The following is a 25,167-nucleotide window of genomic DNA, read 5'->3' as shown; positions in this document are numbered from 1 at the left end:
TATTTAAAATCCATTTTTGTTAAATATAGTCATATGAGAGTATTTTTCTTTTATATTTCAAAAAGTTGGACTAAAATAAAGGTAAGGAAATATTGTGAAAAATCTAATAAAGTACTTTAATTATTAAGATATTTAAATTTAAAGTAATAGCCTAAATTAATTTGGGTTATTACTTTTATTTGGTATAAATTAAAAATACTAACGCATTAACCGTAATATTAGGAGAGGAAATATATAAATTTATAGTATGGAGGAGTATATGGTGGAGGAAATATATAGGGATATAATCGAAGATAGTCAAGATGCATATGTTTGTTTTGAAGTTGAAAATAATAATGGAATATTAGACAAGATAAAAATTATAGACATGAATAAATCTTACAAAAAATTATCAGAACAATATGAATTTTATATATTAGACATATTACCAGAGGAATATAGGTCAAGTATAGGTTCTAGTTTAAATAAAAAATATTCATATGAGCACTATATTGACAAAGATGAATTATGCTTATATATAGATTTATATAGTGGGGAAAATTATATATTTTATTTAAAAATTAAGGTAATAAAGACATTAAGTATGGGAGAAGTAAGAATATATGATATCATTAGAAACGCGCCATTTTTTGCATGGATAAAAGATAAAGATGGTAATTATGTTAACGCTAATAATAAATTTATAGAATTGACTAAACTGGAATATAAACAAGTAATAGGAAAATGCGATTATGATATCTGGCCCAAGGATACGGCATATATATTTGTAAAGGAAGACAAAAAGGTTATTGAAGCAGAGCATAAGTGTGATTTTGAGAAACAAGTTAAATTAACAGGAGGTAGCATGCAATATCTTCAGACAGTGGTATGGCCTATTACAGATATCAATGGTGAAATTAAAGGGACAATTGGTTTGGGACTAGATGTAAATGAAAAAGTGCAACTAAGAAATGATATAAAAAGGAACGAGAAATTTTTCCAAGAAATATCAAATAACATAGATGACGTAATAATAATAAGAAATAAAGACAAGTGTATTTATGTAAGCAAATCTTTTGAAAAAGTATTTGGATTTAATCCAGAACGTTTATATGAAGATATAAAATTATGGCATGAAGAGTGGGAGAATATTGAATTAATAGATGGAAGTATAGATTACAACAGTTTAGAAGTTACTTCAAATATATCAAGAGTTAGAAATGGAAAATTTGATAAATGGATACAAAGTAGATTTGTACCTGTATTAGGAGGCAATGGGCAAATAATTGAAAAAATAGGCATAATAAGTGACATAACGGCACGTAAGAAGCTAGAGGAAAAATTAGAATCTTTAAGAATGGATTTTTTTGCTAATGTATCACATGAAATAAGAACACCAGTTACTTTAATATTAAGCTGTTTACAGCTATTATCACCAAGAATTGATATGTTAGGAAGTGAAGATAAACAATATTTTGATAGACATACACAAATTATGAAACAAAATAGCTATAGGCTATTAAAACTAGTAAATAATTTAATAGACACAACCAAAATTGATGGTGGAAATTTTACATATAATCCACAAAATCACGATATTATTAGCTTTGTGGAGAACATATGCATGTCTGTGTCACAATTTGTGAATATGAATAATATGAATATAATTTTTGATACAGATATGGAAGAAAAAATAATTAGTTTTGACTTAGACAATATGGAAAGAATCATATTAAATTTACTATCTAATGCTATTAAATATAACAAAGTTAATGGAAATATTGAAGTAAATATAAGTTGTAAAGATAATATAAAAATAAGTATAAAAGACAATGGAATAGGAATACCTAAAGCAAAACAGGATAGAGTATTTGAAAGGTTTGGCCAAGTAAAAAATAAAATGAAGACAGAACATGAGGGAAGTGGTATAGGCCTTTTCTTAGTAAAATCTCTAGTGGAGTTAAATGGTGGAGAAATAATACTTAATAGTGAGTTAAGTAAAGGAAGTGAGTTTGTAGTCATCCTGCCGGATATAGTGCAAAATGACGAGGTAGTTGCTACAAAAATAGGATTTACTCGAGCTAAAATAGACAGAATGAATATTGAATTTTCAGATATATATGTATAAATAATTTGTAATATTTTTAACGAACATTTTTAAAAAATTTTTAATATAAATATAGAAGATAATTAAACCTTTGCGTCCATATGAACGTAAAGGTGATTTATTTTTTTAAGCATTGCTTAAAAAATAGGAGGTTGGAGAAATTGAAAAACGATAATTATAAGTGGATAGCACTTTCATGCACCTCAATGGGTGCATTAGTTTCTGTAATGAGTGCTAGTACATTAATGATTGCATTACCAGACATAATGAAGAGTCTTAATGCTAGTATGGGAACTCTTACATGGATATTAATGGGATACATGCTTGTATTAACAATACTTGTTCCTTCTATAGGAAGAGTTGCAGATATGTTTGGTAGAAAAAAGCTTTATGTTGGTGGGTTTACAGTTTTCACAATAGCATCTCTTTTATGTTCTTTCTCAAATTCTGGATTACAACTTTTGATTTATAGGCTTATTCAAGGTGTGGGAGCATCTTTTATGGTGGCAAATAGTACGGCAATTGTAACAGATGCTTTTCCAAAAAATGAATTAGGTAAAGCACTAGGAATTAATAGTATGTTTATAAGTATAGGAAGTGTAATAGGTCCTATTTTAGGGGGATTTCTGGCTGATATAGGTTGGAGATATATTTTTTATATAAATATACCTATCGGAATTATAGGAACTATATGGTCAGCTGCTCAACTTAAGGAAATTAACACTTATGATAAAAATGAAAGATTTGACTGGTTAGGCACTATAACATTTACAATAAGCATGCTTTCATTACTTATTGCTTTGACATTGGGCGGATTTAATGGATGGAGTGATAAAGAGGTAATTGCTTTATTCATAGTTTCATTTATTTCTATGATAGCTTTCTTTAATATGGAAAATAAAATTGAAGCACATTTAATGGATATGGGATTATTTAAAAATAGAATTCTTGCGTTTGCGTATGCTAGTAATTTATTTAATGGAATAGCAAGAGGAGCAGTAACATTTTTAATGGTATTTTATTTTCAAGGTATAAAAGGAATTGATCCAATGATGTCTGGAATTTTACTAACTCCATTTGCGGTGGCAATGCTTATTATTGCTCCTATAAGTGGTATGTTGTCTGATAAATATGACTCAAGAATATTAAGTTCACTAGGATTATTAATATCAGCAGTAGGACTAATAGGTCTTATAAAAATTAATGCAAATACATCTATTACACAGTTAATAATATGGATGTTTATCATGGGAGTTGGATCAGGATTTTTCTTTTCACCAAATACAAACTCAATCATGGGAGCTGTACCAGTGTACAAAAGAGGTATTGCATCTGGCGTGAGAACAATGGTAACAAATGCAGGAAATGTATTAAGTATAGCTATTTCAATGGCAATACTAAGTACAAGTATATCACCTAAAGTAATGTCTGGTTTGTTTCTAGGAACTCAAATAGGATCTAAAGGAATTGAAGTAAGTGGCTTTGTATCAGGACTGAGTATAGTGTTTACAATTTCATTTATTTTCAGTATTATTGCAGCAATAATGTCCTATATGAGAGGGCCAGCTCTTAAGTGGAAAGAGAATAATTAAAATATGAATTTGTTACAATAATTGAAATTCAAGAAAGGTTCATATATAATTAGTCGTAAGTTTATAATTTTATTTATACAGTATAAACCAAATGTATATAATATAGATATTCTTCATAAAAATATAGGAGTAATTTGATGAGTGAGAAAATAAAATTATGTGATTGTAATGTAATACATGAAGAAGTTGTAAATTATGTAAAAGAAAAAATGCCTGCTGTAGAAGCTATGAATAATTTAACAAATTTATTTAAAATTATGGGCGATAGTACTAGAATGCATACGCTATACGCTTTAGTGCATAGTGAAATGTGTGTATGCGATTTAGCAGTAGTAGTCAATGTTACCAAGTCTGCTATGTCACATCAACTAAGAACATTAAAAAATGCTCATTTAATCAAATCTAGAAGAGAAGGTAAGAACGTATTTTACTCTTTAGATGATGAACATGTAAAGTCTATAATAAAAATGGCAATGGAACATACAGAAGAATAAGAGATTTAATAAAATGCTATAGGTAATTTAACCTATAGCATTTTATTTTTGGAGCAAGATCGTTGTCTGAAAGGGTAGTAAAATGATTGGCTAAAACCTTGCTCAAAATGTACTTTTTTGCTAATTCAAACACATTGATATTACTTAATTCCATAGATCATCAACAAGTTTTGAATGGGCATAATGCCCTTCTAAGTAAAAAACAATTGACAATTGAATATATGTTCAACTATTATATAAATATAAAGTTGAATGGTAACTCAACTATAAAAGAAAGGAGGATAGTGTATTAATATTTTGAATTAAACATTTATTAGTATGATTATATAGGAGGAAGAGAAAATGATTAAAAAATTTAGATTAGAAGGATTAGATTGTGCAAACTGTGCATCAAAAATAGAAAATGCAATAAGAAAGGTAGAAATAATAGACAGTGTAACTGTAGACTTTATGGCAGCAAAATTAGTAATAGAAGCAGAAGAAAGTGAGATAGAAGAAGCAATAGAAATATCGAAAGGCATAATAAAAAAACTAGAGCCAGAGATAGTTGTAAAAAAGAGATAGATTAATTAATTATAATCAAATAGTTGAATAGTAATTCAACTATTTGATTATAAGAAGATATAACTATTTAAATCATAAATAAAGGAGAAGGTAATGAAAAGTAAAAAAAGACTTAAAAGGATTATAGCAGGAGGACTATTATTTGCAATTGCCTCACTTGTTGATGATAGATTCAAGTTAATTCTATATATACTAAGTTATATATCAGCAGGGGGAGATGTAGTATTAAAGGCATTTAAAAATATATTAAGAGGAAAGGTATTTGATGAGAACTTTTTAATGACTATTGCAACTTTTGGAGCATTTTTAATTGGAGAATATCCAGAGGGGATAGCTGTAATTTTATTTTATCAAGTAGGTGAATACTTCCAAGATTATGCAGTTAATCAATCTAGAAAATCAATATCAAGTTTAATGGATATACGTCCAGACTATACAAATGTTAAACGAGGAAAAGAAGTAATTAAAGTTGAACCAGATGAAGTAAAAATAGGAGATATTATAGTAATAAAAGCGGGAGAAAGAATTCCTTTAGATGGTAAGGTTATAGATGGAAATTCTATGGTAGATACATCAGCACTAACAGGTGAGTCACTTCCAAGAGAATGTAGTATAGACTCAGAAGTATTAAGTGGATGTATAAATGTAAATGGTGTATTAGCAGTTCAAGTAACCAAAGAATATGAAGATTCTACAGTAAGCAAAATATTGGATTTAGTAGAAAATGCAAGCAGTAAAAAGTCTAATTCAGAAAATTTTATAACAAAATTTGCGAAATATTATACACCTATTGTAGTAATAGTGGCTGCAATAATAGCAATTATACCACCTATGGTAATTGACGGAGCACAGTTTAGTGATTGGGTATACAGAGCATTAACATTTTTAGTAATTTCTTGTCCTTGTGCTTTAGTAATTTCTGTTCCACTTAGTTTTTTTGGAGGAATAGGAGGAGCTTCTAAGGCAGGTATATTAATAAAAGGAAGTAATTATCTAGAATTACTATCACAATCAGAAATTGTTGTATTTGATAAAACTGGTACTTTGACAAAAGGTGTATTTAAGGTACAGGAAATTAATCCAAAAGGTATGTCAAAAAGTAGTTTATTAGAACTTACTACTTATGCAGAAAACTATTCAAACCACCCAATATCAATATCATTAAAAGAAGCATATGGAAAAGAAATTGATGGTTCTAAGGTTACAGAATCTGAAGAAATAGCAGGTCATGGAGTAAGAGCTGTTATAAATGGTAATATAGTATATGCAGGAAATTATAAGCTTATGGATAAAATAGGTGTGAAGTATTTTAAAGGTGATGTAATAGGAACAGTAGTACATGTTGCAGTAAATGATAAATATGCTGGATATATACTTATATCAGATGAGATAAAATCAGATTCAAAAGATGCTATTAGAAAATTAAAAAAATCTAATATTAAGAAGACAGTTATGTTAACAGGAGATGCAAAAAGAGTAGGAGAGCAAGTTGCAAATGAACTTGCAATGGACTTAGTATATACTGAGTTACTTCCAGTGGATAAGGTTGAAAAAGTAGAGGCTTTACTTAAATCAAAGTCTGATAAAGGTAAATTAGCATTTGTTGGTGATGGAATCAACGATGCACCAGTTTTAGCTAGATCAGATATAGGTATAGCTATGGGAGGATTAGGTTCAGATGCGGCAATTGAAGCAGCAGATATTGTTATCATGACAGATGAGCCATCAAAAATAGCAACAGCTATGAATATTTCAAAGCGTACATTAAAGATAGTAAAACAAAATATTATATTTGCTTTGGGAGTAAAGTTAATTGTTTTAATATTAGGAGCAGCGGGTGTAGCTACTATGTGGCAAGCAGTTTTTGCTGATGTAGGAGTATCTGTTATAGCCATATTAAATGCTATGAGAGCATTAAATATAAAAAATATAAATTAATAAATAAAAAATGAACTACTAAGATTATAGCTTGGTAGTTCATTTTTTACAATAAATATCAAATAATACATAAAAAAAAAATTAAACAACGGAATTCGACATTAGAATACAATAGAAAATGCTATATTGAAAGAAGAAGGAAAAATATTAGAATACAAACAGTAAAAAATATAAATCAATATAAATTGATAATAAGGACTCTAGTACAAGATAAATAAATTGTATTAAGATGAAGGAGTTATCAGCATGAATAATAAAAAAAATATTATAGAAACAATTAGTTACTCATGGATAATAGGTGCATTTGTTTTTTGTACTATAAATCATTTATTTGAATTTAATATAGTAAACAAATTTTTTATAAACTCTTCTATGTTAAGAGTATTAATAGTTATGACCATAATACCAGGAATTATTTTATTAGAAAAAATAGTTAAAGAAGAGCTAGATAAGAGGCAAGAAAAAAATAATATGAAATTAAAAATTGGAATTGTAATTATAGTAATATCTTTAATTAGTTTTATCTTTATATCTACATCATATTATGAATGGAGCCATGGAGGCTCAGGTGTTACAGCTAGTGGAATGAATTTTATGGGACTAATATGTGTAACTGCCTTTACTATAGGGATAATCTTAATTAAATCACCAATTAAAAAAATAAATAGAAAGTTAAAACCAATAATATTAAAAGAACAAGAACAAGCTAAATCTGAGGAAAATCAAGCTTCTTGGTATGGTGTAGAGAAATTAAAAAACTATTGTCAAATGGAAATAGATAATATAACAAAAAGTAGATGTTTAGTTTCAAATATGTACAATGATATGATAAAAACTACTCATGATACAAAAAAGAAATATTGGGCACTTATGGGTGGAATAGCAGAAGGTATTGTAGGAACTGGAGCAGGTGCAGATGTGACATCAAATGCTTTTGTAAATAATCAAAGGAAATCTATGAAACGAGAAGAAAACAAACAAAGTTTAAATAATACTAAAATAAATGCAAGTTCAGATTTAATTAAAAAGGAAAATAGTCTTAGAAAATTACATAGTGAGTTATCAAAAGCTGTAATTTCCAATGCTATGTCAAAGGAGGAAATTTTTAGAAATATAAAAATAATGCAAACCAGCTTAGAGATTAGTGAAACAGGAGCTATAGAAATAACTGTAAAAGTAAAAAATAATACAATGTATCATATAGATGGAAGTATAAAGGCTATTTTCTATGATGAAAATAATGAAAAAATAGGAGTTGCCAATTTGGTGCTACCAGCTTTAGGGATAGTAGATGAAGGAAACTTAAAAGGTATTTGCATAGATACTAATATAAATAATGAATATAGTGTTGAATATGAGGTAAATAATTTATGGATAGTTGAGTCATTGCCTAATGTTGATAATGAAAACTTAATGGAAGTTTTAAGTAAGTTAAAAAGTAAAAAGATAGGTCTATCATGGGCTAAGATTAGAGATACTAAAAATCTTAAAAACATTGTAAATAAAGATACAAATATATATTATGATAATATAGTTGATTTAGGAAATGTGGAATATTCAAATGATTTAATTAAGATATTTAAGAATATAGAATTAGTTGATTTAGACAGTAATTTTAAGATGAAAAAGGAGATAGCAAATGCATTAGATATTAACCATATTAACTTTTCAACTGCATATAACCAATTAAAAAAATCTGGAGCTATTAAAATTGAAAATGAGTTTATAAAAGTAGTTAAATCTGATATAGAAATGACTGAGGAAGATTTTTATAAACTAAAAAGTAAAATAAAATCTATGAGTTATGGAAAATTAGCAAAATCAAACAATAAGATGAAAAATTTACGTGACCAAACATGTTCAAAATACAAATCAGGTAGGCGGAAGTATGATCTGATCAGGTTTAATTATATTGGAAAGAAAATACAGTTATCAGATAAATATGGAGAGCCAAATAAAAATGGTGTCTATGAAATAAATCAAAAAGCTAGTTTAGCCAATTATTTAAATAAAGATATTACTGATAGTGACAGCCTTTACTTCTTTTTAGAAAGAATAAAGTCAAACGGTACTGGAGTTAGATTAACACCAGAAGTAGTTAAATTAAGAAAGGAAATTATTAAAGGCTCAATGTCGACAGATGAAGAACAAAGTAAAATAGGTGAAATAATGATGAAGTTTAGATTTAAATATATGTCAAAAGTGAATGAAAATAATGACAGTCAGTGAACTGTATTTATATGTAATTATCCATGAAAAGGGCTGGAGCACAATTTGTTAAAAAATTATTGTGCACAGCCTTCTTAGTTTTGAAAATTTTATTTATCCACATATAAACAATGCTTCTATTGAAATTTCAATATTTTTTAGAAGCGCATTTATTAATTTAAATAGTAAAAATTCGAAATAAGATGGAAGGTTTCTTAGAAGCTGAAAATCCAGATAATGAATATCATAAAGTGATTCTAGAAGTAGAAAATATTTATACTAAAGAAAAAGAAAAATGCTTTGTGTATTTTTATAATAAAGATAAGGATGATTTATTTGATAAAGAAGCATTATATATAGAATCTGGAAACTGGAAAGAATATATGTTAGGCCAGGACTTATAATAAAACAAATAAAAACCCTATGAGGATTTGATCCATAGGGTTTTTATACAAAATAATAAAGTATAAAAAAATTAATAAAGAACCTTGACACACAGAAAATATGAATATATAATAAAAATATAAATTGATTGAGTTAAATTAAATTGATATAAATTGGAGTTGATGATTTGGATAAATATGAAGCGATAAAATTAGATAATCAACTATGTTTTTCTCTATATGCATTATCAAGAGAAGTTATAAAACGATATAAACCATTACTTGATAAGCATGGACTAACTTATACACAATATGTGGCAATGTTAGTAATGTGGGAAGAAGAAAAGATAGGCTTCAAAGAATTAGGCAAGAGATTACATCTAGATTCTGGTACACTTACACCTGTAGTAAAAAAATTAGAATCTATGGATTTAGTAATAAAATATAGAAATAAAGAAGATGATAGAGTAGTCACAGTAGAGTTAACAGAAAAAGGAATATCAATGAAAGAAGAAATACTTGATGTTCCAGAACAAATATATAATCTATGTTGTGGGAAAGAGGTAGACTTATCTTGTGTAAAAACACAGATAGATAAATTGTTAAATATGTTAGACTAAAATTGCTAAAAATAATAGTGGGTTAAATTCAGAAAAGAATTTAACTCTAAAATATAAAATAATTGATTGGACTAAATTAAATTTGGGTAAATTACAAATAGGAGAAGTTAATATGAAATTTTACGATTTTAAAGCAAATAAAATGAATGGGCAAGAAGTAAGTATGAGTGATTATAAAGGAAAGGTCGTATTAGTTGTAAATACAGCAAGTAAATGCGGGTTAACTCCACAGTTTGAAGGTTTAGAAGCATTATACAAAGAGTATAAGAATCAAGGATTAGAAATTTTAGGATTTCCTTGTAATCAATTTGCAAATCAAGAAAAAGGAAGTAATGAAGAAATACACGAATTTTGTCAATTAAATTATGGAGTAAGTTTTACAATGTTTGAAAAAATAGATGTAAATGGTAATAATGCACATCCTTTATATAAATACTTAAAAAATGAAGCAAAAGGACTTCTAAGTAAAGAAATAAAATGGAATTTTACTAAGTTCTTAATAGACTCAGAAGGAAATGTAGTAAAAAGATATGCACCAACAGTAGAACCATTAAAGATCAAAGATGATATAGAAAACTTATTAAAATAATCAGGAGGTACAAAAATGAGCGATAGAATAGATATAGCAATAATAGGAAGTGGACCAGCAGGAGTATCTGCAGCATTGAATGCAAGTATAAGAAAAAAAACATTTAAAATATTTGGTAGCAAAGAAATAAGTCAAAAATTAGTAAAGGCTCATAAAGTTAATAACTACCTAGGATTTTATGGTAAAAGTGGATTAGAAATAAGAGATGAGTTTGCTAAACACTTAGAATCAATGGACATAGATATAACAGAAGATAAAATAAATAACATATATTCAATGGGCGATTATTTTGCTCTAATGGGAACAAACAATAACTACGAAGCAAATACAGTAATACTAGCAACAGGTGTAAATTTTGGTAAGCCTCTAAAAGGAGAGGAAGAGTTTTTAGGTAGAGGTGTGGGATACTGTGCAACATGTGATGCTCCTTTATATAAAGACAAAGTAGTTACTATAATTGCTTATAACAAACATGAAGAGTCAGAAGCAAACTTTATAGCCCAAGTAGCCTCAAAGGTATACTACATACCTATGTATAAAGAAGAAGTAGAGGTAGATTCTTCAATAGAAATAATAAAAGATACTCCAGTAGAAATAGTAGGAGATAAGTTAGTAGAAAAGCTAGTATTAAAGGATAGAGAAATAGAAACTGATGGGATATTTATACTTAGAGATAGTATATCTCCAGGTCAATTAGTACCAGGTTTACAATTAGACGGAAATCATATAGACGTAGATAGAAAAATGAGTACAAATTTAAAAGGGTGTTTTGCAGCAGGAGATATAGTTGGAACACCATATCAATATATAAAAGCAGCAGGAGAAGGTAATATAGCAGCACTTTCTGCAGTATCTTACCTAGATGAACAAAGAAGAAATAATAAATAATAAATGGGAGAGATGTAAAATGGCTAAAATAGTTAATTCAAACGAATTTAAAGAAGCAATAAAAGAAGAAGGAGTAGTAGTGGTAGATTTCTTTGCAACTTGGTGTGGACCTTGTAAAATGCTAGCTCCAATATTTGAAGAATTATCAAATGAAATGGAAGAAAAAACACAATTTATAAAAGTTGATGTTGACCAAAGTGTAGATATTGCAAGAGAATATGGAGTTCAATCAATACCAACAATGGCTATCATAAAAAATGGACAGCCAGTAGAAACAATGGTTGGTTTCTTACCTAAAGACGTAATCAAATCAAATATAGAAAATTATCTATAAAATTAAAATATGCCCCCAAAAGATTTTAACCCCCTTTTTAAAATCTTAATATATATATAAGAACTACTAAGTTATTAACTTAGTAGTTCTTTTTAGGTATTAGGAATTTTAAGGATTAATAAAGGTTTATTTAAGGACTTTAAATTGAGAAAATATATATAATCAATTCATCATAAATTTAAAGGAGATGAAACATTTATTTAGGTTATTTGTTGCTTCAAATTCAATGTCACTTGGAAACTACTTTTTACAAGGATATTTACCAACAGACAGATTTATGTTAATGAATAACATATTCTTCACTATGATTGTGGTATGTTGGATAATTCACTTTACGGATAAAACTATAGAAAGTTTTAAGTCTAAACAGATATTGAAAGGTATATTATATGTAGTTGGAATTGTAATTCCATTTGGAAGTATGCCTATAATGTTTTTAACTATGCCACTTTTAGGACCATTAAGCTTAACAATTATACTAAATACACTAATTTGTGAAGGTGAAATAGGATTTGTATTTTTATTAGGTAGATAGAATTTCCAATGGATGATGATATTTGCCGGTATTTTCATATTACTATATAACGAAGAAAAAGGTAAATGATATAAAAACTTTTTCTATATATTTTATCCAAACTATATTTATATACTTTATATAATATGATGGATATTAGCAGAGGGAAAATAGAAAATTAAGAAATAAATAATATAAAGGCTAAATTCTAATATAAAAGAATTAAGTCTTTTTTTATTAATTAAAAATAAGTTTAAGGTTTATTTAAGGTTAATTTTAATATTAGTTAAACTTACGAAGATATAATAATCTCATAACAAAGGAAGAGAGGAAATTATATATGCTAAAGTGGGAAATCAAAAAAATACTAAAAGATAAATCTAGCATAATAACATTATTATTAATGATATTGTTATTTATTCAAATAAGTTTTATGAAACCCATGTTGGAAACACAGCATGAGTATGTAAACGAAAAGACCAACGAGTATGTGGTTGACAATCGTAGCAAAGATGTGATTGCAAATGAAAACTTAAAACAAAAAGTTAACTCAATTAAATTAATGTCAGATTTGTCATATAATAACAATAAATCTTTAATAGACATATCAAAGGAAAAGCTTAGTTTAGATAAGGGTAGTAAATATGAAAAAGTTGACTTTTACAAGGTATGGATATATAGGTTAGATTTTTCTTTGTCTATTATGATTATGCTAATAATTATAGTAATGCTAGTATCTAACTCTTACACAGATGAGGTAGTATCAAATACTTCACCTATAATTTTATCATCAAAAGAAAAAAACAAGGTACTGTATTCAAAGATAGGGCTATCCATTCTAATACCAGTATTAATGTATGGTCTATATATAGGTGGAACTTGGTTAATAACATATATGCAATATGGAGCTCCACTAAATGAGAATTTACAGGCCTACAGAATATGTGACGTCGCAGTTTTAGCTAAAGCTATTACCATAAACCAATTTGCCTTAATAAAGATTTTAACTACATCGCTTATGTTAATAGGCATATCTACAGTATCCATGTTAATTTCATTCTTAAGTGATAATTCAGTGAAATCAATAGGTTTAACAGTTGGATTCGTAGTTCTTGGAAAGGTACTAACAGTATTTAAGTTTTTACCTAAGTTTGTAATTGGGCTTTTATCAGCAAATTATATAGATGTAATTACGGGGATGTGTCAAATAAGTGGTGTTTACAATGGAAATATATATATTTTATCTAAATCAGTAGATGTTTCAAATTTAAGTATTTCTATGTATGGGTTAATAGTAGTATTTGGAATACTAGGATCTACTTATACTATAAAAAAAGTTTTGACTAAATAGGAGGAGATTATTATGAATAAATTAGAAATAAAAAATGTAACAAAAAAATATAAACACAAAAATGCCAATGAAAATATAAATTTAGTATTAGAAAGTGGAGTATATGGTCTTCTTGGACCTAATGGTGCAGGTAAATCTACTTTAATGAAGCAAATAGTTACTGTAACTACTCCTACAAGTGGAAAAATTTTATACAATAATAAAGATGTGAGAACTTTAGATGCTGAGTATAGAGAAGTAGTAGGATATTTACCTCAAGATTTTGGTGCTTATAAAAACTTCAAAGCAAAAGAGTTTTTGATGTATATGGCAGCTCTTAAAGGTATGGATAAAGCAACTAGCAAAAAAAGAGTTGATGAATTATTAAAATTAGTAGGTCTTTCAGACGTGTCAAATAAATTAGTTTCAAAGTTTTCTGGAGGGATGAAAAGAAGGGTAGGTATCGCACAAGCTCTTCTAAATAATCCTAAAGTGCTTATATTAGATGAGCCAACAGCAGGTCTTGATCCACAAGAAAGAACTAGATTTAGAAATCTTTTATCTCAAATAGGTAGAGACACTATAGTAATACTTTCAACACATATAATATCGGATATAGAATCTGTGGCAAAGGAAACTATAATGATTAAAGATGGTAAAGTGTTACTTCAAGGGACACACAAAGAAATATTAAAAGATATGGAAGGTAAAGTATATACAATAAGTACAGAAGATGAAAACTTAGTATATGAAATACAAAATAAATTTAAGGTAGTAAATATAAATCGTGGTATGGACAATATAAATCTAAGATTTATAAGTGAAAGTAAACCAGGTTATAAAGGAGCAAAATCCATAGAACCAAAGTTTGAAGATGTGTATATGTTTTACTTTGACTTAGAGGATGCTAGGGAGGTGTAAATATGTTTTCTGTAATAAAGTGGGAAATTAAAAAGAATTTTAAACCAAGTATACTGGCAGTTTGGGTATTTGGATTATTGCTAGCTTTTGTATGTATTAATACTAGCTTTACAATAAATGATTCTTATGCAGACTTGTTTAGTAAATACTATGGACTAGCTCCTATAATGGGAATCATAATGTTTAGCATGTTTTCTGGCAATTTTGTACTTGAATATAACTCCAATGTAGACGGATTAATTAAAGCGAGTAAAAATGGCAAAAAACAATTAGTTTTATCTAAGTTTATTGCAAATGGCATATGCGCAAGTATAGTTAATTTATCCATACTAATGTTGATGGCAGGAAAAATTTTAGTAGCTTTTAAATTTAATGGACTAGATTTTCAACTAAAAAGTTTATGGTATTTTGGTAATAGTGGTTCTTCCATCACTGTGTTACAAATGCTGTTGATACTTAGCTTAACTGTTATACTAGGATCATTCCTATTTGCAGCTATAGGTTTATATTTATCATCTATAAGTAAAAGAGCGACTATGCCATTTATAGTTGGTGGTCTTATTATGGGAATACCATATTTAATAGAAGCTTGGGCGCCAAAAAATTTATTAATTAACATGCCTATATTTGGTATGTACTCTCAGCAACTTATAAGATTAAAAGCTCCAATGATATCCTGGATAGTCTTTTTAGGAATTACATTTGTATTCACTGTAGTACTTTATAATTTAACTAAAAAAAGATTTTTAAATGAAATATAATTATAGAAGAGAAAAGTTTTTGCTTTTCTCTTTTTTGGTATACTAAATATAATAAAAAACTGTGGAGGGAACAATGGATACAAATATAAAAAATAGCAAAATACTTGTAGTGGATGATGAAGTTGAAATATTAAACTTACTAAAAATGGTCTTACTAAAAGAAGGTTTTGAAAAAATATATACTGCAGGAAATGGTAAAACAGCTATAAATCTTTATGAAGATATTAATCCAGATTTAGCGATACTAGATGTTATGTTACCAGATATGGAAGGTTACGATATTTGCAAAACAATAAGAAAGACATCAAATATACCCATATTATTTTTATCTGCAAAGGGAGAAGAATTGGATAGAATAATGGGTCTTGCCATAGGTGCAGATGATTATATTACTAAGCCATTTAGTCCAAAAGAGGTAGCTCTTAGAGTAAAAATTCAGCTTACAAAGAACATGATGATAAATAATAGCAAGCCTAAGGAGTATGAAAAAATAACTGAATATCCTTTTGAAATAGATGAAGAAAAAATGGAAGTAAAGAAAAATGGAGAGCAAGTAGATTTAAAACCTAAAGAATATAAAATGTTTTTATATATGATAAAACACAAGAACCAAATAATAAGTAAAGAAAGATTTTGTGATGAAGTGTGGGGAGAAGATTTTATAGGATTTGATAATACAATTATGGTCCACATAAGAAAACTTAGAGAAAAGTTAGAAGAAAATCCATCTAATCCAGAATATATTCTAAATGTAAAAGGATTAGGTTACAAACTTCAAATAAAGGATAAATAACTATGAAAATAAAATTAACTTTTAGATATGTTTTAAGTATAGTAATAGTTGCAATTTCAGTAGTTTTGATTAATATTATTGTACTTCTTACATTATTATTTAATAAAAATATTAGTACACAAAGTAATTATGATATATCAGAATTTGTTAGGAATTTTCAGCAATATATTGAGATAGATGATAATAGTCATCCACATATAAGTAATAAGGGGGAAGAATTATTAAATAGTAAAGATGCTTGGATACAAATATTAAATGAGAATAATAAGGAAGTATACAATTATGACAAGCCTGAAGAGATAAAAGATAAATATACTACTATAGAAGTAATAAATGGATACAAGTATGCTGGTGGTTTAGGAGATCAGTCACAAATATTAGCTGGATCTAAAAACATAAATAATACTACATATACATATTTAATAGGATTTCCTATGAAAAACATTCAGAAATATATCTTAATAGCAGAAACAGATACCATGGTACATTATATAAAATATGCAACTGTAGCAGTATTAGTCGTGGACCTTATAATGGCAATAATTTTTGGATATATCTTTAGTAAATCACTTACTAAGCCAGTAAAAAATATTATTGATGCAGTAGATGACTTGCATAAAAGTAATTACGAAGTTTACTACTCTGAAAAAGGGTTGTATTCCAATGTATTTAAAAAACTAAATAGTTTATCGGATAAATTAAATGAAAACGAATTTGAAAGAAAGAAAATAGATAAAATGAGAGAAGATTGGATAGCAAATATTTCTCATGATATAAAAACACCTCTTTCATCAATAAAAGGATATGCAGAGTTTTTAGAAGAAGATTATGATTTTTCCAGTGAAGATATAAAATCTTATGTTGGTATTATAAACAATAAAGCAGAATATATAAAAGAGCTGGTAGATGACTTAAATTTAAATATAAAGCTAAAAAATAGTAAATCAATATTAAAAAAAGAAGATGTAAATATAGTGAGCTTAGTTAAAAGCTTAGTTATAGATATATTAAATGACTCTAAATACAGTGAAAGATACATTGAGTTTGAAAGTAAATATGAAACAATAATCATGAATCTGGATAAATTACTTATGCAAAGGGTAATAAACAACCTATTATACAATGCGTTAGTTCATAATGATGAAGATGTTAAAATTTTGGTTAAAATTTTCAAAGAAGATAAAACTCATATAGTAATCAGCGATAATGGTAAGGGAATAAGTGAAAAAGACTTAGAACATATTTTTGAGAGATATTATAGGGGAACAAATACTGGAGAAAATCACAAGGGCTCAGGTTTAGGAATGGCCATCGCCAAAGAAGTAATAAATGCACATGATGGTGAGATTACAATTAATAGTAGCTTAGAAAAAGGAATGGATATAGAGATTATAATATAACTTATTTATTTACAAAATAAGTATTCAAAAATGTTACATTTAAATTAATAATAAATATTTGTATATATTGTGAATCTTATATAGGAAATATCTATATAAACCTTCCAAATATGGAAATTATTAATTAGACATACCTAAAGTCTGATGATACAATTTGTTTTAGATTTACATTTTAAAGTTAATTTAAAGCGGGGGAGATTATGTTGAAAAAAAGAATTTTAGGTATTTTATTAGTAATATTTATGGTTGGAGTTTTTTCTGTTGGATGTGCAAACGATAACCAACAAAAAAGCAGCGATGATAAAAAAACAATTAAAATCGGAACAAGCTCTGTATCAAAAGATTTAGCTGAATCTGGTAAGAATTCTCTTGAAAAAATGGGATATGAAGTAGAGATAATAGTTTTTGATGATTATGTATTGCCTAACGATGCTTTAGTAGAAGGAACACTAGATGCTAATCTTTATCAACATGAGCCATACATGGAAAATTATAATGAGTCTAAGGGTGCTAAAATTGTTATGTTAGAACCTAAATTATATGACTATTATACAGGTTTATATTCAGTAAATGCAGATAGTTTAGATTCGCTACCAGATGGAGGAGCTATTGGTATCGCAGAAGATGCTTCAAATATGAGCTTACAGTTAGAACAGTTACAAGAAGCAGGTGTCATTAAATTAAATAAAAAACCTTCTGATGGAGAATTCTTTACAGTGGCAGATATAAAAGAAAATCCTCATAATTATGAGTTTGCTCAAGGAGATCACATGAAATACAAAAACATGGATGATTATGCTATTGTTATAGGTACATCTAATACAATGGCTGAAGCAGGGGTAGATCCAACAAAAAATATTTTAAAGAAATTTGTTGATAGCAAATATACAGAAGGTATTTGTGTAACTGAAGAAAATGCAAATACACAATGGGCAAAGGATATAATAGCTGCTTATACATCAAATGAAGCAGTAGAAAAAGTACCTGCATCATCTGGATTTGACTATGCAGTAAAAAAATAAGATTACTGATAAATAAAAATGCAACAAATGTAATTTGTTGCATTTTTTTATGAAAGGAATAGAGATAGATAAATGATAGAAATTAGAAATTTACAAAAATCATTTGGATCGTTAAATGTTTTTGAAAATATCAACTTAACAATTGAAGATGGAGAGATATATGGCTTAGTTGGCAAAAGTGGTGCTGGAAAATCAACTTTATTAAGATGTATAAATGGGCTAGAATTCTATTCTTCTGGAAGTATTTTAGTAGATGGATTAGAAGTCAATTCTTTAGATAAAAATGATTTACAAAAGTTTAGAAAAGATATTGCTATGATATTTCAACATTTTCCTATGATGGGTAGAAAAACTGTTTATGATAATATAGCATTTCCAATGAAATGTTGGAAATATGACAAAAAGGAGATTGATGAAAGAGTAAAGGAGCTAGCTGAGATTGTAGGTATTTCTCATAAATTAAATAAGAAACCTAGAGTATTGTCTGGTGGTGAAAAACAAAGAGTTGCCATAGCAAGAGCATTAACAATGAAGCCTAAAATATTATTGTGTGATGAAGCCACTTCTGCACTAGATCCTACAACTACACAATCAATATTAGAATTACTAAAAGAAATCAATGAAAAATTAAATATTACTATTATTGTGGTGACTCATCAAATGGAAGTAATCAGACATATATGTGAAAAAGTATCATTAATGGAAAATGGGCGTATTGTAACGCATGGAGAAGTAGATAAGATTTTTCTAAATCAAAGTGAAGAAGTTAAAAGCTTTTTAGGGCATGATGAAACTTTTGATACATCTGAAGGCACTAATTTAAAAATTATGTTACTAGAAAATGATGATTCAAAAAGAATTCTTAGTAAAATGGCTCGAAAGCTAGATGTTGATTTTTCCATATTGGGAGGTAAAATGGAAAAATATAGAGATAAACATTTATGCGATTTAATTATTAATTTTAATGATAATGACATTGAAAAAGTTAAAAAGTACTTAGATGAAGAAGAAATAATATGGCATTTATATAAATAGGGAGGTGATAATATGCTTAATTTTTTGCCAGAAGGCCAACGTAGTTTTTGGGAAATGATAATGATTCCTGCTCTTAGGTCAACTATGCAAATACTTATAATTGCAACAATTTTAGCAACAATACTAGGTCTTTTGATTGCAGTTATTCTTATTGTAACTTGCAAAGATGGAATTCGTCCTAACAAAGTCATATATGGAATTGTTGATTTTGTAGTAAATGTTATTCGTTCATTTCCATTTATTATTTTAATGGTTTTTTTATTGCCATTTACAAAGAGTATCGTAGGAACATCCTTTGGTGTGAAGGCTGCACTTGTTCCGATTACAGTTTCTGCAACAGCTTTTATAGCTAAACTTATTGAAGGTGCTATGAAAGAGGTTGATCCACAGTTAGTAGAAGCCATGAGATCCTTTGGTATATCTGATTTTCATCTGATATTTGGTGTAATGCTTTCGGAAGCTCTTCCAGCTATTATTTCAGGAGTAATCATTGCAACAATTGCAATACTTGGTTCTACAGCTATGGCAGGAACTATGGGAGCAGGAGGAATAGGATCAGTTGCTGTAACATATGGATACCAAAGTTTTAATAAGAAAGTAATGTTTACAACAACAATAATACTTATATTTATGGTTCAAAGTATTCAGTTAATAGGTAATTGTGTGTATAAAAAAATGAAAAAGGATGTGTAATAAAATGCATATAATTGATTATTTGTATCAGTATGAACGACGAATAGTTAGTCCAATATGTGAAAGGAAAAAGCATTTTGATTTTTTATGCTTAGGATACTTAGAAATTGCTGAATCACTAGGTTTTTCAACTTATCAAGCTACTCCTAAATTAAGAATGGTTGAAGAAAATACAATTGTAACGGATGAGGATTTAGAATCTTGGATTAGTAGCTATTCCTTTGATTATTTTTATTTTTATAAAGAAGTCGAAAAACTAATTGAAATGAAGGCTAATAATCTATCACTAACTGGAGGAGGATGCTTTGGTCCATTAACGGTAGCATCTTCAATTTTAGGAACGGAAAGACTGTTAAAGTATATTGTTAAGAAACCAGATTTTGTTAAAAAGTTTGTAGATATTATTACAAAACATATAATAGAATTGGCAAATTTAGAAAGAGAGCAAATTGATTTCTTCTGGGTGGCAGAGCCTATTGCATCTCTGTTGTCACCAAAGCGTTTTTGGGAGTTTTCAGGTGTTTATTTAAAGAAGATTTTTAATAGCGCTTTAGTTCCAGGTATTTTACATGTATGTGGAAAAACTTTATATCATACAAAATATTTGGCTATGACAGGCGCTGAAGTTTTAAGCATAGATTATTTAACAGATATGTTATCTTGTTTGCGAATGGTTGAGGAAAAAACTGTGATAATGGGTAATATAAGTCCAATCAATTCAAAAGAGGGAACTTATGAAGAAGTTAAATCTGAAATATTAGGATTAAATGAAGAATGTAAAAATTATAAGAATGTTATAATTAGTACAGGCTGCTCTGTTATTGAAGGAACTCCAGAAGAAAATTTCCAAGGTATTTTTGAGATAACTCATGATTATCCGTGTAGAAGCAATGAAGAGTTTTATATTATTAGACAAATGATTGATTTTCTAGACAAGGATATGAATGGAGAACTATTGAAGTTTATTGAGGAAAATTCTATATCAGGTGATTTAATTTCCACAGCAAAATATGAAAGTAAATGCAGAAAAGAACTACTAAATTTATAATTTAGTAGTTCTTTTTTTATCAGATTGTTTATGGTTCAAGTTATAATTTCACATTAAGAATAAATAATTAAATCATAAATAGAGCAAAATACATATAAATCAAAATTTGATGATTTATATGTATTTTAAAATCTGAATTTAGAGGTGAATTATGGCAAAATTAAAAAATAATACTTATACTACAATAATAGTCATTGTAGGATTTTTTATATATTTTATCATGCTCACTAATAGTATATATTCTCATACAGTTGATAATAAAACTGTAGATATAATATTTGAATTTTCGGGATTAGTAAGCAAAAAAGCTATACAAAACTTTGATTTTGGAAATAAAAATGAAGTATTTGTAACCCAAAGGAAAAAGCAGCATACATATCTTTCTAGATGCATTATATCTGGAGATAAAGCATATATGAAGGATTATATAATTTTAGAAAATTACGGGCATGGCGAATCTATTGAAGTAATAAAAGAAAATAATAAAACTTACATATGGATAGGTGATACTGTAAATAGAAGACCAAGTTCAAATGGAAAAGTTTATTACTGGTCCAAGGATATATCAAGGATTGAATACATAGTAGATTCTAGTTGCTCGACAGGAGCAAGAGCAGGCGAAATTAAAACTATAACAAATATTGAGAATATGTTAACTAGACCAAAAGGAAAAGCATTTAGAAGTGCAGTGGCAATAGCGAATGAAAGTAATAGCATTTGTTTTAGAACGCAGGTAGATGATTCAAATGAAAGTACTTATTATGGTGTATATAAGCTTGATGAAGTTAATCATAAATTAAATTCAACATTAGACACTAAAATAGATATAAATAATTTTAAATCATCACAAGTAACTTACTTTACCAATTTAAAATGTCCCAATGGATCTTTTCAAGGATTTGATATTACAGGAGCGGGGTCAGGCAACAAATATATATATATTTATGGTGGTGCAGAGGGCAAAACACCTACCATTTATAAATACTCATATACTAATGGTGGAAAATATACACATAAAAAAACTATAGAAATAAAAGGCAGTTATGTTGGAAAGCTTGAAGCAGAGGGAATAAAGGTTAAAAATAATCCTAATACAAATGAAAAAAATATATTTATAAGTTTTAAACCACCAAAAGATAATAATGGAAAGCTTAAGCCTTTTGGATTATATTTATTTAAAGAAATGTGAATTTATAAATAAAACTTGATAGTATGTTTAACTTATATAAATTTTCAAAGAATAAAAAGTTTTAAACATTACAATAGTACTTACTGTATTATTAACCATCTTATAATTGGGAATTAATTTATATAATGAAAAAATAGATTTTATAGGAACCTATGATGTAGAAGGAGAAGAAGGGAGTCATACATTACCTGAGGATGGTAAATTAGGTCTTAGTGGCAATAATAATGTGATTATTGAAGGCCATTTCAATAAAGATATTCCGATTAATAAACAATTGATTATGAAAATTGACAATATGAGGGTATAAATTTTATTTATGCACACAAATACATAATTTTATCATTAATATTGTGGATAAGTAAAAAATAGAAAGAAATGCTTTGTGGATAACGTTATCCTAGGTGGATATGCAAAATAAAAAAGTACTAAGTTTATAAACTTAGTACTTATTTTTTATTCAGCTGATTTTCGACCCATAATAACATATAATCGCCAAGAGATTTATTTGTGTAATAATATTGTAAAGCTTTACTTTCAGCAGAAGAATCAGTAGCTTCTATAACTGATAATAAGTATGAAAGTGACATGCTATAAAAATTTAGTGAATTTAAAAGTGCAAGCGATATAGGATTTTTTTCTATATCTCCACTTTCTGTTTTATGATATTCTGATAAATCTAACCTTAATTCTTTAATCTGAGATTTTATAAAAGATGCATCTTTTATAAGGGGAGTTTTGTCTTCATTATTAGTTATTTTGTCTAATGTATTTGAAGCAAGTATATCTAATTGGTTAGATATACTTTGTAGTTGAGCTAAATATTTTTTCTCTTTATCAGATGGCTGTAGGCTATTAGATTCAAGTATAAGATTTTGACCATAAATTTTACTAAAGTTGAATCCTATACTTGTAAAAGTTATAGAAAAAATAAGCATGCATATAATTGCTTTTCTCATCATTAATCCTCCATAATAAAAAGTCTATTATTAATATTATTCATAATAATAGACTTTTTAATCATGTATAAATTTACCTCTTAGCTTAGATTTATCTAATTATACGTAAATTCCTTTTCGTCACATAAATTGATTATATGAGGAGGAATATCTTTTATAAATTCACTACTTGTTAAAATTACTAATCCAGAGATTGATTTTTCTCTACATTTATATATTAAATTAATTAGTTTATCCTAATTTAAATCCATACCCATTCCAGTTAAGAAAAGTAGTTCTCCACCATTTATCCATTTATAAAAATCCATAGATTGGCAGATATATGGCCAAGTTACTGTTTTGTATAAGCCATTTTTACCTGCTAACAATTTTATGTTTTTAATATTTCTAAATTTAATAAATCCATGACAACTAATCATAAGGATTATAATTCCTTTCTTGTTAAATATATTATAACAAAAACTGTTTATTAAATAGAGATTATGTATACTCATGCTATCATAATAATAAGTTTTTAGTCATTGTACTCAAGATGCAATTTACTTGTTTTTTATGTACTTAGAGTATTAAATTTAAATTAGCATTTTCTTTTATTTTTTTGGAGATAATAAAAGTAACATTTCTAAGGAGGTAAAAAAATGCAAAGTGGAGATTTAAGTTGTAATGTAACAAACTGTGCACATAATTTTGGATATGAATGCAAAGCAGGTGCAATAAATATAGGTGGTGGTGGTGCTGTGGAGAACATAGAGACTACTTGTACAACTTTTGTAGACAAAGCCAAAAGTAGCTTTGTGAATAGCATAGACGCTTTAAACACGGATGTATGTAATATAAAATGTGAAGCTTCTAATTGTGTACATAATGAAAATAAAGGCTGTCATGCAGATAATGTCCAAATAGATGTTCAAAATGCATGTTGTAATACATTTGAATGTGAGTAATATTTAAAAAAGTATTATCAATAATAAAATTGATAATACTTTTATTTTGCTACTATAAGTTTATAATATATTTAATGTTGATTTATTAAAAAATAATAGACAAGTAACTATTTTAAAATAGTAAAAGTTTTATTATTCAACTCAATTAAGCCATCATTTTTCATATTAGATAATACTCTCATCAAGGCAGATCTATTTACACCCAAATAATCAGCAAATTTTGATTTACTAAATGGTATTTGAACTTTGTTAGAATTACACTTTTCTGATTCATTAATTAAAAATGTCATTATTTTCTCACGGATATTTTTCTTGGATAAAACTTCAAGTTTATTTATAAATAATAGATTATTTTCTGCAATTTGGTTAAGTAAATTTTCTCTAAACAATAACCTACAATCGCAAGTATTTTTACAATTATTAGTGCTATATTTTTTATGGAAAGGAAGGCATAGAATTTTACACTTTGTAGAACATTTATAAGTATATGGACTTATGGAAGGTGTGTCTAGAATCATTTGCTCACCAAAGAAATTTCCTGAATAAAAATCTAACATATATGTATTATTTCCAAATATATCTATTTTTTCTATGGAAATACTTCCTGATATTATTATGCATAGAAAATTTATATCATCTCCTTGAAAATAAATAATTTCATTTTTTTCATATGATTTATAATATGCACCACAACAGTTTAAAAGATGTTCTAAATGATCTAGAGGGAATTTTGAAAATATACTAAACTTAGTAAGCAAATTTATATCCCTAGATAAATCAATCATCATATTCACCACCTATTCGTTTAAATGCCTTACTAATTTAAATCTTATATTAATTTTCATTAAAAAACATCAATTTTTTT

Annotated in this window: 27 protein-coding genes; 24 read left to right on the top strand and 3 right to left on the bottom strand. The window is 27.4% G+C overall.

Annotation, left to right across the window (positions count from 1 at the left end; genetic code table 11):
• Positions 1-259: 259 nt before the first annotated feature.
• The 23 genes from K0039_RS11840 to K0039_RS11730 all read left to right on the top strand — a co-directional run bounded on the left by K0039_RS11840 (position 260) and on the right by K0039_RS11730 (position 22,709).
• The gene (locus tag K0039_RS11840; RefSeq protein WP_228105281.1) at positions 260-2,107 is read left to right on the top strand and encodes a sensor histidine kinase; all 1,848 of its coding nucleotides are present in this window, start codon (positions 260-262) and stop codon (positions 2,105-2,107) included.
• Positions 2,108-2,247: 140 nt separating this feature from the next.
• The gene (locus tag K0039_RS11835; protein WP_228105280.1) at positions 2,248-3,678 is read left to right on the top strand and encodes an MFS transporter; all 1,431 of its coding nucleotides are present in this window, start codon (positions 2,248-2,250) and stop codon (positions 3,676-3,678) included.
• A gap of 137 nt (positions 3,679-3,815) precedes the next feature.
• A complete protein-coding gene (locus tag K0039_RS11830; protein ID WP_228105279.1) occupies positions 3,816-4,172 on the top strand; it encodes an ArsR/SmtB family transcription factor in 357 nt (118 codons plus the stop codon).
• 342 nt (positions 4,173-4,514) lie between these two features.
• Positions 4,515-4,736 (top strand): cation transporter, encoded by a 222-nt coding sequence (locus K0039_RS24420; RefSeq protein ID WP_228105278.1) that lies wholly within the window; start codon positions 4,515-4,517, stop codon positions 4,734-4,736.
• Positions 4,737-4,829: 93 nt separating this feature from the next.
• Positions 4,830-6,674, top strand: coding sequence for a heavy metal translocating P-type ATPase (locus K0039_RS11820; RefSeq protein WP_228105277.1), 1,845 nt, complete (start codon positions 4,830-4,832; stop codon positions 6,672-6,674).
• 246 nt (positions 6,675-6,920) lie between these two features.
• Positions 6,921-8,903: a hypothetical protein gene (locus tag K0039_RS11815; protein WP_228105276.1), complete on the top strand. Its 1,983-nt coding sequence runs from the start codon at positions 6,921-6,923 to the stop codon at positions 8,901-8,903.
• A gap of 182 nt (positions 8,904-9,085) precedes the next feature.
• Positions 9,086-9,286 (top strand): gamma-glutamylcyclotransferase family protein, encoded by a 201-nt coding sequence (locus tag K0039_RS11810; protein ID WP_228105275.1) that lies wholly within the window; start codon positions 9,086-9,088, stop codon positions 9,284-9,286.
• A 167-nt stretch (positions 9,287-9,453) separates the two neighbouring features.
• On the top strand, positions 9,454-9,885 hold the full coding sequence (locus tag K0039_RS11805) for a MarR family winged helix-turn-helix transcriptional regulator (protein WP_228105274.1): 432 nt from the start codon (positions 9,454-9,456) through the stop codon (positions 9,883-9,885).
• A gap of 112 nt (positions 9,886-9,997) precedes the next feature.
• Positions 9,998-10,474, top strand: coding sequence for a glutathione peroxidase (locus tag K0039_RS11800; RefSeq protein ID WP_228105273.1), 477 nt, complete (start codon positions 9,998-10,000; stop codon positions 10,472-10,474).
• A 15-nt stretch (positions 10,475-10,489) separates the two neighbouring features.
• Positions 10,490-11,362, top strand: a complete 873-nt coding sequence (locus K0039_RS11795; protein ID WP_228105272.1) for an NAD(P)/FAD-dependent oxidoreductase — start codon at positions 10,490-10,492, stop codon at positions 11,360-11,362.
• 19 nt (positions 11,363-11,381) lie between these two features.
• Positions 11,382-11,696, top strand: a complete 315-nt coding sequence (gene trxA / locus K0039_RS11790; protein ID WP_228105271.1) for a thioredoxin — start codon at positions 11,382-11,384, stop codon at positions 11,694-11,696.
• A 187-nt stretch (positions 11,697-11,883) separates the two neighbouring features.
• A complete protein-coding gene (locus tag K0039_RS11785) occupies positions 11,884-12,231 on the top strand; it encodes a hypothetical protein (RefSeq protein ID WP_228105270.1) in 348 nt (115 codons plus the stop codon).
• Between the two features lie 319 nt (positions 12,232-12,550).
• The gene (locus K0039_RS11780) at positions 12,551-13,561 is read left to right on the top strand and encodes a hypothetical protein (protein ID WP_228105269.1); all 1,011 of its coding nucleotides are present in this window, start codon (positions 12,551-12,553) and stop codon (positions 13,559-13,561) included.
• Between the two features lie 12 nt (positions 13,562-13,573).
• Positions 13,574-14,461 (top strand): ABC transporter ATP-binding protein, encoded by an 888-nt coding sequence (locus K0039_RS11775; protein WP_228105268.1) that lies wholly within the window; start codon positions 13,574-13,576, stop codon positions 14,459-14,461.
• A gap of 2 nt (positions 14,462-14,463) precedes the next feature.
• Entirely contained in the window at positions 14,464-15,222 is a 759-nt protein-coding gene (locus K0039_RS11770) for a hypothetical protein (protein WP_228105267.1), read from the top strand.
• A 73-nt stretch (positions 15,223-15,295) separates the two neighbouring features.
• On the top strand, positions 15,296-16,015 hold the full coding sequence (locus tag K0039_RS11765; protein WP_228105266.1) for a response regulator transcription factor: 720 nt from the start codon (positions 15,296-15,298) through the stop codon (positions 16,013-16,015).
• A gap of 2 nt (positions 16,016-16,017) precedes the next feature.
• On the top strand, positions 16,018-17,415 hold the full coding sequence (locus tag K0039_RS11760; protein WP_228105265.1) for a HAMP domain-containing sensor histidine kinase: 1,398 nt from the start codon (positions 16,018-16,020) through the stop codon (positions 17,413-17,415).
• A 200-nt stretch (positions 17,416-17,615) separates the two neighbouring features.
• Positions 17,616-18,437: a MetQ/NlpA family ABC transporter substrate-binding protein gene (locus K0039_RS11755; RefSeq protein WP_228105264.1), complete on the top strand. Its 822-nt coding sequence runs from the start codon at positions 17,616-17,618 to the stop codon at positions 18,435-18,437.
• Between the two features lie 72 nt (positions 18,438-18,509).
• Positions 18,510-19,472 carry a methionine ABC transporter ATP-binding protein gene (locus K0039_RS11750; RefSeq protein WP_228105263.1) on the top strand — a complete coding sequence of 321 codons (963 nt, stop codon included), beginning with the start codon at positions 18,510-18,512 and terminating at the stop codon, positions 19,470-19,472.
• A gap of 12 nt (positions 19,473-19,484) precedes the next feature.
• On the top strand, positions 19,485-20,165 hold the full coding sequence (locus K0039_RS11745) for a methionine ABC transporter permease (protein ID WP_228105262.1): 681 nt from the start codon (positions 19,485-19,487) through the stop codon (positions 20,163-20,165).
• A gap of 4 nt (positions 20,166-20,169) precedes the next feature.
• Positions 20,170-21,213, top strand: a complete 1,044-nt coding sequence (locus K0039_RS11740; RefSeq protein ID WP_228105261.1) for a uroporphyrinogen decarboxylase family protein — start codon at positions 20,170-20,172, stop codon at positions 21,211-21,213.
• A 151-nt stretch (positions 21,214-21,364) separates the two neighbouring features.
• Positions 21,365-22,402, top strand: a complete 1,038-nt coding sequence (locus K0039_RS11735; protein WP_228105260.1) for a helveticin J family class III bacteriocin — start codon at positions 21,365-21,367, stop codon at positions 22,400-22,402.
• A gap of 106 nt (positions 22,403-22,508) precedes the next feature.
• The gene (locus K0039_RS11730) at positions 22,509-22,709 is read left to right on the top strand and encodes a hypothetical protein (protein ID WP_228105259.1); all 201 of its coding nucleotides are present in this window, start codon (positions 22,509-22,511) and stop codon (positions 22,707-22,709) included.
• 139 nt (positions 22,710-22,848) lie between these two features.
• Here the strand turns inward: K0039_RS11730 and K0039_RS11725 are convergent, their stop codons facing one another.
• On the bottom strand, positions 22,849-23,358 hold the full coding sequence (locus K0039_RS11725; protein WP_228105258.1) for a hypothetical protein: 510 nt from the start codon (positions 23,356-23,358) through the stop codon (positions 22,849-22,851).
• A 236-nt stretch (positions 23,359-23,594) separates the two neighbouring features.
• The gene (locus tag K0039_RS11720) at positions 23,595-23,777 is read right to left on the bottom strand and encodes a PucR family transcriptional regulator ligand-binding domain-containing protein (RefSeq protein WP_228105257.1); all 183 of its coding nucleotides are present in this window, start codon (positions 23,775-23,777) and stop codon (positions 23,595-23,597) included.
• Between the two features lie 219 nt (positions 23,778-23,996).
• Here K0039_RS11720 and K0039_RS11715 point away from each other — a divergent pair, with 219 nt between their 5' ends.
• Positions 23,997-24,302, top strand: a complete 306-nt coding sequence (locus K0039_RS11715) for a DUF1540 domain-containing protein (RefSeq protein WP_228105256.1) — start codon at positions 23,997-23,999, stop codon at positions 24,300-24,302.
• Between the two features lie 107 nt (positions 24,303-24,409).
• Here the strand turns inward: K0039_RS11715 and K0039_RS11710 are convergent, their stop codons facing one another.
• A complete protein-coding gene (locus K0039_RS11710) occupies positions 24,410-25,090 on the bottom strand; it encodes a Crp/Fnr family transcriptional regulator (protein WP_228105255.1) in 681 nt (226 codons plus the stop codon).
• Between the last annotated feature and the right edge of the window lie 77 nt (positions 25,091-25,167).

The organism is Terrisporobacter mayombei (genome assembly GCF_020748465.1).
Lineage (GTDB): Bacteria > Bacillota > Clostridia > Peptostreptococcales > Peptostreptococcaceae > Terrisporobacter > Terrisporobacter mayombei.
This window is presented reverse-complemented; position numbering and strand designations above follow the sequence as displayed.

What these genes read in the sequence shown, in the direction of transcription:
- K0039_RS11840 (WP_228105281.1), top strand. Translation starts at nt 260, where the DNA reads ATGGTGGAGGAAATATATAGGGATATAATCGAAGATAGTCAAGATGCA.
- K0039_RS11830 (WP_228105279.1), top strand. Translation starts at nt 3,816, where the DNA reads ATGAGTGAGAAAATAAAATTATGTGATTGTAATGTAATACATGAAGAA.
- K0039_RS24420 (WP_228105278.1), top strand. Translation starts at nt 4,515, where the DNA reads ATGATTAAAAAATTTAGATTAGAAGGATTAGATTGTGCAAACTGTGCA.
- K0039_RS11820 (WP_228105277.1), top strand. Translation starts at nt 4,830, where the DNA reads ATGAAAAGTAAAAAAAGACTTAAAAGGATTATAGCAGGAGGACTATTA.
- K0039_RS11815 (WP_228105276.1), top strand. Translation starts at nt 6,921, where the DNA reads ATGAATAATAAAAAAAATATTATAGAAACAATTAGTTACTCATGGATA.
- K0039_RS11810 (WP_228105275.1), top strand. Translation starts at nt 9,086, where the DNA reads ATGGAAGGTTTCTTAGAAGCTGAAAATCCAGATAATGAATATCATAAA.
- K0039_RS11800 (WP_228105273.1), top strand. Translation starts at nt 9,998, where the DNA reads ATGAAATTTTACGATTTTAAAGCAAATAAAATGAATGGGCAAGAAGTA.
- K0039_RS11795 (WP_228105272.1), top strand. Translation starts at nt 10,490, where the DNA reads ATGAGCGATAGAATAGATATAGCAATAATAGGAAGTGGACCAGCAGGA.
- trxA (WP_228105271.1), top strand. Translation starts at nt 11,382, where the DNA reads ATGGCTAAAATAGTTAATTCAAACGAATTTAAAGAAGCAATAAAAGAA.
- K0039_RS11785 (WP_228105270.1), top strand. Translation starts at nt 11,884, where the DNA reads ATGAAACATTTATTTAGGTTATTTGTTGCTTCAAATTCAATGTCACTT.
- K0039_RS11780 (WP_228105269.1), top strand. Translation starts at nt 12,551, where the DNA reads ATGCTAAAGTGGGAAATCAAAAAAATACTAAAAGATAAATCTAGCATA.
- K0039_RS11775 (WP_228105268.1), top strand. Translation starts at nt 13,574, where the DNA reads ATGAATAAATTAGAAATAAAAAATGTAACAAAAAAATATAAACACAAA.
- K0039_RS11770 (WP_228105267.1), top strand. Translation starts at nt 14,464, where the DNA reads ATGTTTTCTGTAATAAAGTGGGAAATTAAAAAGAATTTTAAACCAAGT.
- K0039_RS11765 (WP_228105266.1), top strand. Translation starts at nt 15,296, where the DNA reads ATGGATACAAATATAAAAAATAGCAAAATACTTGTAGTGGATGATGAA.
- K0039_RS11760 (WP_228105265.1), top strand. Translation starts at nt 16,018, where the DNA reads ATGAAAATAAAATTAACTTTTAGATATGTTTTAAGTATAGTAATAGTT.
- K0039_RS11755 (WP_228105264.1), top strand. Translation starts at nt 17,616, where the DNA reads ATGTTGAAAAAAAGAATTTTAGGTATTTTATTAGTAATATTTATGGTT.
- K0039_RS11750 (WP_228105263.1), top strand. Translation starts at nt 18,510, where the DNA reads ATGATAGAAATTAGAAATTTACAAAAATCATTTGGATCGTTAAATGTT.
- K0039_RS11745 (WP_228105262.1), top strand. Translation starts at nt 19,485, where the DNA reads ATGCTTAATTTTTTGCCAGAAGGCCAACGTAGTTTTTGGGAAATGATA.
- K0039_RS11740 (WP_228105261.1), top strand. Translation starts at nt 20,170, where the DNA reads ATGCATATAATTGATTATTTGTATCAGTATGAACGACGAATAGTTAGT.
- K0039_RS11735 (WP_228105260.1), top strand. Translation starts at nt 21,365, where the DNA reads ATGGCAAAATTAAAAAATAATACTTATACTACAATAATAGTCATTGTA.
- K0039_RS11725 (WP_228105258.1), bottom strand. Translation starts at nt 23,358, where the DNA reads ATGAGAAAAGCAATTATATGCATGCTTATTTTTTCTATAACTTTTACA.
- K0039_RS11720 (WP_228105257.1), bottom strand. Translation starts at nt 23,777, where the DNA reads ATGATTAGTTGTCATGGATTTATTAAATTTAGAAATATTAAAAACATA.
- K0039_RS11715 (WP_228105256.1), top strand. Translation starts at nt 23,997, where the DNA reads ATGCAAAGTGGAGATTTAAGTTGTAATGTAACAAACTGTGCACATAAT.
- K0039_RS11710 (WP_228105255.1), bottom strand. Translation starts at nt 25,090, where the DNA reads ATGATGATTGATTTATCTAGGGATATAAATTTGCTTACTAAGTTTAGT.